Source organism: Paenibacillus sp. Paensp111, from assembly GCF_059492195.1.
Genome location: NZ_CP168527.1, coordinates 2406772 through 2420776, shown reverse-complemented (window position 1 = coordinate 2420776; position 14005 = coordinate 2406772). Strand labels below are relative to the sequence as shown.

12 protein-coding genes are annotated in these 14005 nt (G+C 46.7%); 7 read left to right on the top strand and 5 right to left on the bottom strand.

Features of this window, described 5'->3' with window-relative positions; all coding sequences use genetic code 11:
- Window positions 1–2 precede the first annotated feature (2 nt).
- The 5 genes from ACEN86_RS11325 to ACEN86_RS11305 form a co-directional block, all read right to left on the bottom strand.
- A complete protein-coding gene (locus ACEN86_RS11325; protein ID WP_495630749.1) occupies window positions 3–1340 on the bottom strand; it encodes an amino acid permease in 1338 nt (445 codons plus the stop codon).
- A gap of 127 nt (window positions 1341–1467) precedes the next feature.
- The gene (locus ACEN86_RS11320) at window positions 1468–2562 is read right to left on the bottom strand and encodes a GerAB/ArcD/ProY family transporter (protein WP_495630748.1); all 1095 of its coding nucleotides are present in this window, start codon (window positions 2560–2562) and stop codon (window positions 1468–1470) included.
- Window positions 2563–2587: 25 nt separating this feature from the next.
- Window positions 2588–2779, bottom strand: coding sequence for a hypothetical protein (locus ACEN86_RS11315; RefSeq protein ID WP_495630747.1), 192 nt, complete (start codon window positions 2777–2779; stop codon window positions 2588–2590).
- A 48-nt stretch (window positions 2780–2827) separates the two neighbouring features.
- A complete protein-coding gene (locus ACEN86_RS11310; protein ID WP_495630746.1) occupies window positions 2828–3967 on the bottom strand; it encodes a Ger(x)C family spore germination protein in 1140 nt (379 codons plus the stop codon).
- A complete protein-coding gene (locus ACEN86_RS11305; RefSeq protein WP_495630745.1) occupies window positions 3964–5418 on the bottom strand; it encodes a spore germination protein in 1455 nt (484 codons plus the stop codon). Before ACEN86_RS11305 ends, ACEN86_RS11310 begins: the two co-directional genes overlap by 4 nt.
- Window positions 5419–5572: 154 nt before the next feature.
- Here ACEN86_RS11305 and ACEN86_RS11300 point away from each other — a divergent pair, with 154 nt between their 5' ends.
- From ACEN86_RS11300 to ACEN86_RS11270, 7 genes are all read left to right on the top strand, one after another.
- Complete coding sequence (locus ACEN86_RS11300; RefSeq protein WP_495630744.1) at window positions 5573–5824, top strand: DUF2164 domain-containing protein; 252 nt, start codon at window positions 5573–5575, stop codon at window positions 5822–5824.
- Between the two features lie 274 nt (window positions 5825–6098).
- Window positions 6099–7379 carry a copper amine oxidase N-terminal domain-containing protein gene (locus ACEN86_RS11295; RefSeq protein ID WP_495630743.1) on the top strand — a complete coding sequence of 427 codons (1281 nt, stop codon included), beginning with the start codon at window positions 6099–6101 and terminating at the stop codon, window positions 7377–7379.
- A gap of 150 nt (window positions 7380–7529) precedes the next feature.
- Entirely contained in the window at window positions 7530–9359 is a 1830-nt protein-coding gene (locus tag ACEN86_RS11290) for an assimilatory sulfite reductase (NADPH) flavoprotein subunit (protein WP_495630742.1), read from the top strand.
- A gap of 36 nt (window positions 9360–9395) precedes the next feature.
- The gene (cysI, locus tag ACEN86_RS11285; RefSeq protein ID WP_495630741.1) at window positions 9396–11117 is read left to right on the top strand and encodes an assimilatory sulfite reductase (NADPH) hemoprotein subunit; all 1722 of its coding nucleotides are present in this window, start codon (window positions 9396–9398) and stop codon (window positions 11115–11117) included.
- 173 nt (window positions 11118–11290) lie between these two features.
- A complete protein-coding gene (gene add / locus ACEN86_RS11280; RefSeq protein ID WP_495630740.1) occupies window positions 11291–12319 on the top strand; it encodes an adenosine deaminase in 1029 nt (342 codons plus the stop codon).
- Window positions 12320–12414: 95 nt separating this feature from the next.
- Window positions 12415–12669 (top strand): YolD-like family protein, encoded by a 255-nt coding sequence (locus tag ACEN86_RS11275; protein ID WP_495634279.1) that lies wholly within the window; start codon window positions 12415–12417, stop codon window positions 12667–12669.
- 176 nt (window positions 12670–12845) lie between these two features.
- A complete protein-coding gene (locus ACEN86_RS11270; RefSeq protein ID WP_495630739.1) occupies window positions 12846–13832 on the top strand; it encodes an aldo/keto reductase in 987 nt (328 codons plus the stop codon).
- Window positions 13833–14005: the final 173 nt, after the last annotated feature.

Sequence of the window (14005 nt, the reverse complement as noted above, 5' to 3'; positions counted from 1 at the left end):
TTTTATTGTTTCTTGAATTTGAATAAGGACCACACGCCCAGCAAGATTACTAAGCCTACACACACACTAATGCTAACCCGGTTCTGGGCATCAAGCACGAAAAGAATAGCAATTACTCCTAGTGTGATGGCAGTTAGAGCTGTGATATAAGGAAATCCCCACAACTGGAAGGACGGCTTCTTGGGATATAATTTGCGAAGCTTAATCTGGGAGAGACAAATGCAGATCCAGACCAGCATAACCACAAAGCCCGGTACAGCCATCAAGATGCGGAATAATCCTTCCTGTGTAAGGTAAGCAATCATGGAGCCGATCAGCAGGATCACCGCGCAGAAATACAGACTATAGATGGGAACTCCCCCGGAAGTTACCCGTTTGAGCCAACCTGGAGCCTCTCCATCCTTGGCCATGGAATGCAGCATGCGTGTCGCACCGTAGATTCCCGAGTTAGCTGCTGATAGAACGGCAGTTAAAAGGATGAAGTTCATCACATGGGCCGCGCCCTGTAATCCGGTAGAACTCAGAACTTGAACAAAAGGACTTTCGGATTCATTCAGCTGATTCCAAGGAATCATGCCGCAGATAATCAGAATCGGCAGCGTGTAGAATAGAATGACACGCAGGATGAAGTTCTTAACTACTTTAGGCAGAACCTTCTCCGCATTTTCCGTCTCCTTCAAGGTTAGGCCAATGAGTTCAGATCCGCCATATGAGAACATGACGATCAGCAGGGCAGAGAAGATCGCGGTCCAGCCATTTGGGAAGAAACCCCCGTGCTCTGTATAATTGCTAAGTCCTTTAGAGCCCGGTCCCGGGAGGATACCGAATAAGACACAAGCCCCTAATACAATAAATACAATGATCATGAAGATCTTGATCCCGGCCAGCCAGAATTCCATCTCACCATAACCGCGGACATTCATCATATTAATGAGAATGATCAATGCTGCGCTGGCAAGGCTCAGGATCCATAGCGGAACGCCCGGAAGCCAATACTGAAGGAAGCTGCCTGCGGCAATTACCTCAATTACACATACAGCCAGCCACATGAAGCAGTACAGCCAGCCAATTATGAAGGATAACCGTTCTCCAAAGGCTTCCCGTATGAAATCCTTCATGTTTCGATTCGGATAGACTGTGGCCATTTCTGCAATGGCTCCCATTACGACCAGCAAAAGAAGTCCTGCAAAGACATAGGTGAAGATAACTCCGGGTCCTGCAAGGTTTATCGTCTCGGCGCTTCCTTTAAAAATCCCCGTACCGATGACGCCGCCCATGGCCATAAAAGTAATATGGCGGGGAAGCAGCTTTTTTTGTAGAGATCCCTCATTTGATTTCAAAGTTCAATCCTCCTGCCTGAAAATGTGTGTAGCGATGCCTGTCCATCATACATTAAAACATAATTGTGTTAAATGAAAAACATAACGGATGGACGGCTATTCGGATAAGCCAGTGCTGATGAGTAGGCTAAGGAATACTCTTCTTGCCAAAATGGTTCCTTACCCAGGCAATCAGGACATACCAAATAGGTAGGCTATCGACCAAGACCCAGAACATCCCCAGACTTAACGAGTTCAGGTCCTTCTGAAATTGAGCAACGTCCTTGGAGAATTGGTACGCGGTTATTATTGCCGAGCTTCCGATCAGAGTGACAATGACTTTCTGACGGCTAAAGCCAATCACCTTGCCCAGGCAGACTGAACCCACATAGAGAAGGAAAGAATCATGGATGAACATGGATGTAGACCAGAGTCCGATCAGCAGGGGATCAGAGTTGCCGAGCAGGCCCGTAAAGGAAGTCCCGCGGATTAGTTCCAATACCGGGTATTTAATCTGGGCACCGAAGTGCGCACCGAAATTCAGCAGACTGATCAGCCAAGTGAATAAGATCGCCAGGGTTACGAGCAGGTTGGCAAGCAATAGATTGCTCAGTATCTTATTCTCGAACTTCAGTTGGGGTGCAAGGAACAAAAAGATGAACCACTCTCCGATCCAGGACACCGTGCTAAAGGTATCTTTCATGGCCAAGCCAAGTTTATGGTGGGTAAGCAGAGCAGGGAGCATTTGAAAATGTGCATCAGCCGAGAAGACGGCGAGAAAAAAAACAATGGCCAGAATGGAAATGAGAAAAAATCCATCAGCCAGATATACAACCGTGGAATGACCCCAGTGGCAGGTTATGATAATAACAAGTCCAACCAGAATATGGAGGAACCAGGGAGGTGTCTCTCTCATATAGACAGAACCGTAGAAGAGGGTGAACTGTTCTAGATCCAGAGCAATATAGTACATGCACCAGAAAGCAACCACAGCTAAGATACTTCGATGAAGCCATTTTCCGACAATACGTTCCCCAAATTCCAGCCACGATTGTCCAGGTGCCATTTTGCCCAAGCGAACGGTACAGGCAATCAGGATCATATTGATGGCTCCACCGGCCAGGATCGCCATCCATCCCTGATAACCCGAGCTGGAGATTAAGGGTGCAATGAGAAAGGCAATGGGTACGGATATCATATAAATACAGGCAAAACGAAAAGCCTGATACGTTGTGGTTCGCATACATATTGCTCCTTCCCTTAATTCATTATTTCACCCACCCAAATATCAACTTGATGAGTTGATTAGGCTGAGGCCACCACGGAATGAAATTACCAGCCAAATTCCATGCGAAGAACAGGGCGAAGAGCCACCAGAATAGATGTCTATCATGTTTGTTGTTATTCTTGGTCATAAGCCATTCCGCCACTGTAATTACAGCCAAACTGATCGCAAGCACGCCTACCACCAACCTCTTCATTGTCTGATAAAGGAAGCCTGGTTAATTCTAGGTTTCATTAATATTGTTCTTCACATCAATATGGACACTGGTCTTAATGGGAATCCGGTTATAATAGTCCTCTTGACTATATTTCTTCCACTGCTTCGGATAGTTCCACTCCATGAGCAGACCAAGACTCAGCACATCTGCTCGTGCTCTTTGCGTACTTTTTATGGCAGCATCAAGATCTTTCAGAGCCTTCTTCTCCAGCCGTTCTTCTATCAGCTGATTCACCTCGTTGGCATCTTGATGACGGTTATCTTGGATACTGAGCAAATCTCCCTTGCCTGTAAGCTCTATTTCAAACCTTGGGCCTTCATCGGTCATGCGCAGATGTTTTTTGGCTTTAAGCTGTGTGAATAGTATGCTGGCCCGGCTTGCCCCATCATCCCAGATTATACTCATCACCTGCCTTCCAAGAGTTCCGTTTGCCCAGGCCAAGGCTATAGACTCGTCCAGTTCCAGTGTCCCCACAAGCTTGTCTTTTTGAAACAGGGAAAGCCCTTGAAGACCGGCCCACTTTTCTTGCTGATTGTTCTCACTCGGCATGAACTCAGTTCCGAATGACAGCTGATTGACTGCAAAACCCATGGCAGATGCACGAGCAATTAAGCATTCTTTTACACTTGTACTTAACAAAGAATGCTGTAATATCATTTTCCGCAGAACTTCTGCAGGCAGTTGTTCATAGAGCGGGACTAATTCTGTAATCTCTTTGGCCGTCCCCGGAGCAGTAACCAAGAATGCGCTGAGATGAAAGTTCGGTTCTTTGTTAATCCAGTCCAGAAGTTCACTTATCCCTTTCTCCGCATATTCATGACTAACGACGACTACACGGGTATGTCCGAAATTCAGACGCCGGGTCAGGTCCTTCTGGATATTGCGAAGCGCATCCGGGATTGTGTCATCTGTCTTTGTAACTATGGCATACGGTTTGCCGCTATTCCCGCTATTTCCAGCCTGCTGCCCGGACATCATACGGTTAGGGAGCGGGCTACTGATCGAAACCTTGACGGTGCCCGGAGAATCACCCTTATCAATATACATACCGAAGATAAAGGTCTGCTCGTCAATTTCTACTTTGGACCAGCAGCCAGTTAGCAGCAGAACCGGGATTAGAATACATAGTACCTTGAACCATCTCATTTCTCTTTTTGTCTCCTCGGGTTACGGCTTGTGTAGGCAGAGGACCTCTTCACCATGGAGGGAGAAGGAACCCTTGCAAAGATATCCTTCCATTCCTTCAAGATCAGTGGCGCCAAGGGCTGCATATAGGGAGTGCCGTATGATGACATGCTGGCGAGATGGCCAAACACGAGAAAGGACAGGATGAATACACCAATCAGACCTGTGGTTCCGCCAATGATCAGGAGGGGAAATCGCATCAGCCGAAAGGCCAAGCCTAATTCAAAGTGTGGGATGATATACGAAGCAATCCCTGTGATGGATACCACAATGACCATCGGGGTGGATACGATCCCTGCCTGTACGGCAGCCTGACCAATGACAATGGCTCCAATAATGGAAATGGTCTGTCCCACTGGCTTAGGGATACGAGTACCTGCTTCACGTAAGCCTTCAAAAGTCATTTCCATAATCAGTGCTTCCGTCAAAGCTGAGAAGGGAATGTTCTCCCGGGCTGCCGCGATGGTGAGCAGCAGGTCAGATGGGATCATTTCAGGTTGAAAAGTAGTAATCGAGACATAAAGAGACGGAAGCAGCATGGAGATTACAGCAAACAAGATCCGTACGATTCGGATCCAACTGGCTGCCAGGTAATTATGATAGTAATCTTCTGATGACTGAAGCAAAGCCAGCAGAGTAACGGGTACAAGCAGGGAGGAAGGCGTGCCGTCCTGTAAAATTCCTACTCTGCCTTCAAGCAGGGATGCCGCTACGGAATCCGGTCTTTCTGTATATTGAAATTGCGGAAATGGTGTGCGGTTGCCTTTCCTCATCTGCTCGGCAACGTAGCTGATCCCAAGCACTCCATCAATGGAGATCTCACGAATCGCCTGATCCATCTCACTGACAACATCCGGTCGACATAAGCCTTCAATATAGATCAGATATAGGGTTGTCTTCGTATACTCGCCGATTTCATAGCGGATGGTTTTGAAATCAGGATGCTTGATCTTGTGCCTAAGCAGGGAGAGATTGCTGTTAATATCTTCAATAAAGGCTTCCTGCGGCCCTATCACGACAAGTTCATTTTGGGACTCGGACACGGCTCTCTTCTGATAAGTTACCAAGTCAAAAGAATACACCCGATCGGGTTCATTGATACATAACAGAGCCTTTCCCTTGACGAGCTGATTCAAGGCATCTTGATAAGACTCCGCTGCGGAACAGGGGATCGGGAAGAGTACGCCTTGATCTATCTTATCGATTAGATCTAGTTCGCCTTGTTCTGCGGCAGCTTCCTTGACCAGTATGTAAGCTATCCGCTCCTGAAGAACGGGAACATTTATAATTGCCTGTATATAGATGAGGACACAAGTGTAGCCATGAACGAGGAACCGTTGGTAGATGACATCTTCGGTGTCAGCCAGCAGCTCTTGAATTTCATCCAATTTTGTATGCTTCGGCTTCTTCATGGTTCTCTCAGCTCCTAACCTACAGAATTATTTGGTATGTATAGAATGCGAAATAACTCTTCAAGTTATACAAATTTATCTTTGAGAACATGTCCCCATGAAGTAAGATAGTGAGGAATATTATGTAAAAATCCAGTAGTCGGGAGGGACCCATTTGAATATCATTAAGCTTCCAAGAGAAGAGAAGGAACTTCTGATCCAGCATGTGCAGAATTTTTTCGAAAAAGAGCGGTCAGAGACGATTGGGGAGTTAGGCGCGGAGCAATTCATAGACTTTATGGTGAAGGAGCTTGGGCCCTATATCTATAACCAAGCCATCGCGGATGCCCGGAGTATGATCCATGATAAGATCAACCAAGTGGACGATGAACTGTATTCGCTGGAAAAGACGATAAGTAAAAGGTAGTAAGTAGAACGCGGATAAAGAGAACAAGAGCCCCTAGCCTTTGAGATTTATAAAGGCGGGGGCTTTGCTGCTGAATGATACTTTTTACATGGGTGGGAAGCAACCTGAGTTTCGACAAAAAATAGTCATTGATCTACCAAGTAGGCTCAAAGTATGATGGGAAGTATGGGTAATTTTTCCCCTATGAAAAATATAGAAAGGATAGAGCTGGCACCAAGGAGTCTTCTTATATCTATTTAGCACCGGAATATTAACTTAAAGTAGGAGCGATAAAATGAAGTCAAATGTGATGAAGTACATATTAATTGCTTTTCTTAGTCTAGGGTTAACCCTAACTCCCACGCTGAACCTGTATACTGCGGCAGCTGCATCTGCTCCGGTAAAGAAGACCATCAAGGTCTACGTGCACAATAAGGAAATCCACCCTAGTTCAGCTCCAATTGAAAGGTATGGCCGAGTGTTCGTGGAGCTTCGCAGTATTCTTAAAACATTAGGCTACACGCTGAGTTACGATGATAAGAAGAAGGTGTTCTCGGCAGTATCTGAAGATAAGACGATCAAGATAGATCTGAAATCAGGTAAGTCCAATTTGAGCGGAGAAGCTTTCCCTAAAGATCCCAAGAATCCCCTTGTTATTATTGGCGGAGCCAGCACATTCGTAGACCTGGAATTTCTTGATTATGCCACCGGTCTTGAGTCAGACTGGGATAAAGCAAACAGAACGATTAAGGTTCACAAATCAACTACAGGTAAACCTTTGAAAGCAGATATAAGAGAGATGAACGCTGTAATTAAAAAAATGTTCAAAGCCATTAAAGATGGCGATTCCAAAGGTTATTTGTCTACTATTAACAAGGACTCAGATTATGAATTTTATGATGAAGTATTAAGCGATCCGACTAAGCTTACTAAATACGCAGGGTATACTTCGTTAGACAAACTTACCCCTGTACTTGATTATATTTCAGCAGACGGCAATTATATGGTTAAGAAGATTAACGCTAACATCTATATTCCTAAAGGCCCTGGCGAGCTTCTTGACCGTGTTGAGCATCTAAGCATCTATATGGAGCTTGATCAGAATTATAAGTGGACCATTGATTACCTAGATTCAGAAATTGAATATATCAATTACAAAGAAGTCTTGAAAAAAGAAGCTGACGTGCCCCAAACAGATCAAACAGCGATCCGTGCTTTGGTAGAGGCCTTTACTAAAGCTTTAAATGAGGAAAATGTTGATGCGGCGTTAAATACACTATCTGTTGATTCCTCAAATATTAAGAAATATAAAACCGAGCTATTCAAAATTTTTGCGCTAAGTGATGTGGAAATTAAAACGGAAAGTATGTCGATCGTATCGTATACCCAAGATTCTGCTACAATCTACTTGGTTCAGACGAATCGGTATACAGATAGCGGATTTGAATTGAGAAACTACACTCTGCATAAGGTCACCAAGCTTCCTGATGGCAATTGGCGTCTTCTTCCCAACAATTCTGTGCAGCTTGATCAAGAAGTCCTGAATGATCCTTATGGCGATGACTATGCTAACTAGATTTCCCTTTATCAGATAAACTGATGATTCCTATAAAATCATTCAAATTGACCCTTCCTGCCTAGTATGGTAGGTTCAAGTAAGTAGATTTATTAAGTTGATCATAATTCTAGGAATTAAATCTAAGTATGCTACGTGAGGTGGATTTTGTTGGAACTCCAAGTAACAAATAGTCCTTTTAATCAAGAGCAGGCTGAACTGCTCAATCGTCTTCTGCCTACGCTAACGGATAACCAGCGGATTTGGCTTGGTGGTTATATTGCAGCTTCACTGGGAACAGCAGCTGCGGCATCTGCAGCACCTGCGAGTGCTCCGCTAGCAGTTCTGACAGAGAGTGCACCTGCAATCTCCAAAGAGGTAACGGTCCTCTTCGGTTCACAGACCGGCAATAGTGACCGGTTGGCCAAGAAATTGACCAAGAAGCTTGAAGAGAACGGCTTCCAGGTAACCGTGTCCGCTATGGGAAGTTATAAGTCCAATAACCTGAAGAAGGTTGAGAATCTCCTGATTGTAGTAAGCACACAAGGTGAAGGTGAACCGCCGGATAATGCGATTCCTTTCTATGAATTCCTTCACAGTAAGAGAGCGCCTAAGCTGGACACTCTTCGTTATTCCGTTCTTGCCCTGGGAGATACTTCATATGAATTCTTCTGCCAGACAGGGAAGGACTTCGACAAGCGTCTGGAAGAACTCGGAGGCAAGCAGATCACTCCACGTGTGGATTGTGATGTAGACTTTGATGAGGCGGCAGCTGAGTGGATGAACCAGGTGCTTGGCGCATTAAGCGAGGGTTCATCAGCACAGGCAGCAGGAGCAGTAAGCCAGCCAGCCACTTCTACTGAAGTCGAGTCGGAATATTCCAGAACGAATCCTTTCCGTGCAGAGGTCCTGGAGAATTTGAATTTGAACGGCCGTGGATCGGACCGGGAGACACGCCACGTTGAGCTTTCACTAGAAGGCTCAGGTCTTCAATATGAACCAGGTGACAGCCTGGGTGTATACCCTGAGAATCATCCGCGTCTTGTTGATGAGCTGATCGAGGCGCTTGGGTGGAATGCAGATGAGTCCGTACCTGTAGGAAAGAATGGGGAAGAGCTTTCTCTCAGAGAAGCGCTGCTTCGTTATTACGAGATTACTGTTCTAACCAAGCCTCTTCTTACCCAAGTGGCAGAACTTACTTCTAATCCGGAATTGGTGAAATTGTTGAGTGCCGGACAAGAAGCCGAGCTTAGAGCTTATCTTGCCGAGCATGATCTGCTCGACCTGGTTCAAGATTTCAACCTTAAAGGCGTATCCGCCTGCTCGCTAACAGCGCTGCTTCGCAAGATTCCTGCCCGGTTGTATTCAATCGCCAGCAGCCTGAAAGCGAACCCGGATGAAGTACATCTTACAGTACGTACTGTAAGATACGAGAATCAAGGCAGAGAACGGTATGGTGTCTGCTCAGTACAGCTGGCAGAGCGCGTAGAAGCTGGGGACACCCTGCCTGTATTTATACAGAATAATCCGAACTTCAAGCTGCCGGAGAGCAGTGACACACCTATTATCATGATTGGTCCTGGTACTGGCGTAGCGCCTTTCCGCGCTTTCCTCGGTGAGCGGGAAGAGACAGGAGCCGAAGGCAAAACCTGGTTGTTCTATGGAGATCAGCATTTCTCAACCGACTTCCTCTACCAGGTTGAGTGGCAGCGCTGGCTTCAAGAAGGCGTGCTGACTCGCATGGATGTTGCTTTCTCACGTGATACCGATCAGAAAGTATATGTTCAGCACCGGATGCTCGAGAAAAGCAAAGAACTTTATCAATGGCTGCAGGAAGGCGCCGCGATCTATGTATGCGGAGATGAGAAGAAGATGGCTCATGACGTTCATGCAGCACTGGCAGCTATTCTTGAACAGGAAGGCGGCCTCAGCCCTGAGGAAGCCGCAGACTATTTGACACAAATGCAACAGCAGAAACGTTATCAGCGGGATGTCTATTAATTGGCAATCCGAAGATTGCGAGAGGAGAATTAAGCTATGTCCGAAAATAATTTGTTGTCGCCTAACAGCGCTCCGCACAGTGATGTGGAAGAGATCAAGCGCAGAAGTAATTATCTGCGCGGGAGCCTGGAAGAGACACTTCTAGATCCTATAACGGGGTCAATCCCCGAAGATGATAACCGGTTAATGAAGCATCACGGCAGCTATATGCAGGATGACCGTGATCTGCGTAATGAGCGTGCCAAGCAGAAGCTTGAGCCCGCTTACCAATTCATGCTCCGCGTGCGTGCTGCGGGCGGCGTAGTTACACCTGAACAGTGGCTGATGATGGACCGTGTTGCGAAGAAATACTCCAGCGGTACGATCCGTCTGACTACCCGTCAATCTTTCCAGCTTCATGGAGTCTTGAAGTGGAATTTGAAGAATACGATTCGTGAAGTTAATGAGTCTATGCTTAGCACCCTCGCCGCTTGCGGTGACGTGAATCGTAACGTAATGTGCAACCCCAATCCTCATCAGTCTGAGATTCATTCCGAAGTCTATGATTGGGCCAGCAAGGTTAGTGATCATTTAGATCCACGTTCACGCGCTTATCATGAAATCTGGCTGGATGGGGAGAAGATTGTAGACAGCCGGGATGGAGAAGAACAGGAGCCGATCTACGGCCATGTCTACCTTCCGCGGAAATTCAAGATCGGTATTGCCGTTCCTCCTAACAATGATGTGGATGTGTTCTCTCAGGACTTGGGACTTATCGCGATTGTTGAGGATGGGCAGCTTAAGGGCTTCAATGTCTCTGTTGGCGGCGGAATGGGGATGACCCATGGAGATCCGAAGACCTATCCGCAAATATCCAAAGTGATCGGCTTCTGCACTCCAGAGCAGATGATTGACGTAGCAGAGAAGACAGTTACTATCCAGAGAGACTATGGGGATCGTTCTGTTCGTAAGCATGCCCGGTTCAAATACACGATTGACGACCGCGGGCTGGATTGGTTCAAGAAGGAACTGACTGCACGTCTCGGCTGGGAACTAGCCGAAGCTCGTCCTTATCACTTTGACCATAATGGCGATCGCTATGGATGGGTGAAAGGCAGCAATGGTAAGTGGCATTTCACACTCTTCATTCAGAATGGCCGTGTCAAGGATGAGGAAGGATACCCTCTGATGACAGGACTTCGCGAAATTGCCAAGGTCCACACTGGAGATTTCCGTCTTACGCCGAACCAGAGCTTGATCATTGCCAACGTAGCTAAGCAGCATAAGAAGAAGATCGAATCCTTGATCAAGGAATACAGCTTAACTGACGGGAACCATTACAGTGCACTGCGGAGAAACTCTATGGCCTGCGTTGCCCTCCCAACCTGCGGGTTGGCTATGGCCGAATCAGAACGGTACTTGCCATCCCTAATGGATAAGATTGATCCGATCCTGGCTGAGAATGGCTTACAGGACGAAGATATTATCATCCGGATGACCGGATGTCCGAACGGGTGCGCAAGACCTGCACTTGCAGAGCTCTCATTTATCGGCAAAGCCCCAGGAAAATATAATATGTATTTGGGCGGCGGCTTTGCGGGTCAAAGATTGAACAAGCTATATAAAGAGAATATTGGTGAAGCCGAGATTCTCGAAAGTCTGAAGCAGCTGTTTGCACATTATGCCAAAGAACGGAATATCGGAGAGCATTTTGGTGACTTTGTAATCCGTGCGGGTTATGTCTCTGAGGTTCTGGATGGGCAGCAGTTCCACGCTTAATACGTTTCGATTCTAATTTCATTCCTAAATAACATTAAGGCTGATGTCCTGGTTGTCGAACTGGGATATCAGCCTTTTTTCGTTTTTTGTATGTTAATTTAGTTGACACGCATAGGTGGGGAGAGTATTATTTCACAAATAGCTTCGACCTAGAAGAAGTGGGGGAGACATACATGAACATACTTAAGCTGATGCCCAAAGCAGAACTGCACATTCATTTGGATGGGAGTGTAAGGCCAGAGACCCTAATAAGCCTCGCTCAAGAAGAGGGCTTCACACTCCCGGTTAATGATCCGGTTGAACTGACTCCTTATCTGCAGGTAACCGAGCAGTGCGGCAGTCTAACCGAATACTTATCTAAGTTTGAGCTGCCTCTTCAGTGTCTTCAGACTGCTGAGTCATTACGGCGAGCGGCCTACGAGCTGGTTGAGGATGCAAGCCGGGATCATGTAAAGTATATAGAAATTCGGTTTGCACCTCTTTTGCATATGGAGAAGGGTCTCACTATTGAAGAGGTGGTTACCCATGTGCTGAGTGGAATGAATCAAGGTGCACAAGAATGGGGTACGGTTGCCAGGTTAATTATTATTTGCCTAAGAAGTCACTCTGTGGAGAAGAATCTAGAGGTTATTCAGGCTGCCCGGGGATTTCTCGGAAAAGGTGTAGCAGGTGTGGACCTAGCGGGAGATGAAGCGGGCTATCCACCAGAAATTCATCGCAAAGTATTCGAGCAGGCTCATGCGTACGGATTCCCAGTCACCGTCCATGCGGGAGAAGCGGCCGGTGCAGCTAACATTGATGAGAGCCTTCGGCATCTGTATGCAGCCAGAATCGGGCACGGGGTCAGACTCCAAGATGATGCGGCCTTAATGCAGTGGGTGAAGGATCACCATATTGTGCTAGAGATGTGCCCATCCAGCAATGTGCAGACCAAAGCCGTAGAGAATTGGGCGGATCATCCGATCAAAGAGTATTTCGAGCAGGGAATTAGGGTTACCGTGAATACAGACAATCTGACTGTATCCGGTACGACGCTATCCAATGAATACGAAAAGCTTATGGAGCTGCACAACTTTTCAGTTGCACAATTAGCGGAGATGAATTTGTATGCTGTGCAGGCCTCATTTCTCGAGAGTGCGGAGAAGCAGCGCCTGCTTGATCATTTTCGGGATGAGTATCGGGCGTTGGGGATCCTCTCTTAAAGAACCGAGCAAGAGGCATAGTTCCTTTTTTAGTAGGGAGAAGTATAATAGAATAGTAAGAATTTGAGACCTAATTAATTAGACAATTGGAGGATATAATGGCTAAAGCAAAGGTTGCCAAGAGGCCAACCCGTGATGAGTTCGTTCTGGAAGAACTAGGTAATCAGTTAACTGAGGCATTTCAAGAGAAATCGGAAATTGTCTTAATCGTGTGGGGCTGGGAAGAGTCCGTGAGAGGACAGATTGTACAGATGGATTCTCGTACAGGAAAGGTCCACGTGATGCAGCAGGAAGTACTGCTCAAGATTCCATTTATGGATATTATGAATGTGGAATACCCAAGAGATTAGCAGAGCTATAATGACGAACCTGTGGTATCTGCGGATTAATCATACTTAGACCAGCGTAATATATACGCTGGTTTTTTTGTATTTGGAAGGGAATGAGGGATTTTTGGAAAGGGCGTGGAGGATGTTATAATTTACTGGCAATAACACATTCGAACTAAGAAAAGAGGATGATCCGGTTGCAGACAAGAACGTTAGGACAGACAGGTTTGCAGGTTTCCGCTTTGGGTTTAGGTTGTATGGGCATGTCCGACTTCTACGGTGGACGTAATGATGACGAATCCATTCAGACGATCCATCGTGCCTTCGATTTGGGTGTAACCTTCCTGGATACAGCCGATATGTATGGCGTGGGGCGCAATGAGGAGTTGGTCGGAAGAGCGATCAAAGGACGGCGAAATGATGTTATTGTGGCTACCAAATTTGGCAATGTTCGGGCAGCGGACGGGGCAATGCTTGGCATCAATGGGCGCCCCGAGTATGTCAAGCGAGCCTGTGAAGCCAGCTTGCTGCGGCTCGGCGTAGATCATATCGACTTATATTATCAGCACCGTGTGGATCCGAAGACACCAATTGAAGAAACCGTTGGTGCCATGGCTGATCTGGTGAAGGAAGGTAAAGTGCGCTTCTTGGGATTATCCGAGGCTTCGGTCAATACGATTCGGAAAGCAGAGGCCATTCATCCCATTACGGCCCTTCAGACAGAATACTCGCTGTGGAGCCGTGATGTTGAGGATGAGATTCTTCCGGTGTGCCGTGAGCTAGGGATTGGATTCGTTCCTTACAGCCCTTTGGGAAGAGGATTTCTTACCGGGCAGATCAAGCAGTTCGAGGATTTGGACCAGGATGATTATCGTCGTTATTCGCCGCGTTTTCAAGGTGAAAATTTCACCAAGAACCTGGAGCTCGTAGACCGGATACGCGAGATAGCCGGAGAGAAAGGGTGCGAGCCTTCTCAATTGGCACTGGCCTGGCTGCTTGCCCAGGGTGATGATATTGTTCCGATCCCAGGTACCAAGCGTAGAGCGTACCTTGAGGAGAACCTCGGAGCGCTGCAAATAACTTTGTCTGACGAGGATAAGGCGCGGATCGAACAAGCTGCCCCGCAGGGCGCAGCAGCCGGTCAGCGTTATCCAGAGGCGTCCATGAAGAGCCTGGACAGATAATTTAGGAACGAACAAGCATATAAGAGAGTTAAGGTCCGCGCGGCTGCGCGGACTTTTTATTGTTATCAGATTAAAGTTAGGAAGGATAGACATTATGCTATCATATGGTTATAAGTGGAAGTCCCTCTAACATTTAATTATGGCGTTACTCATAAGTAAAGCATAGGAGGTTA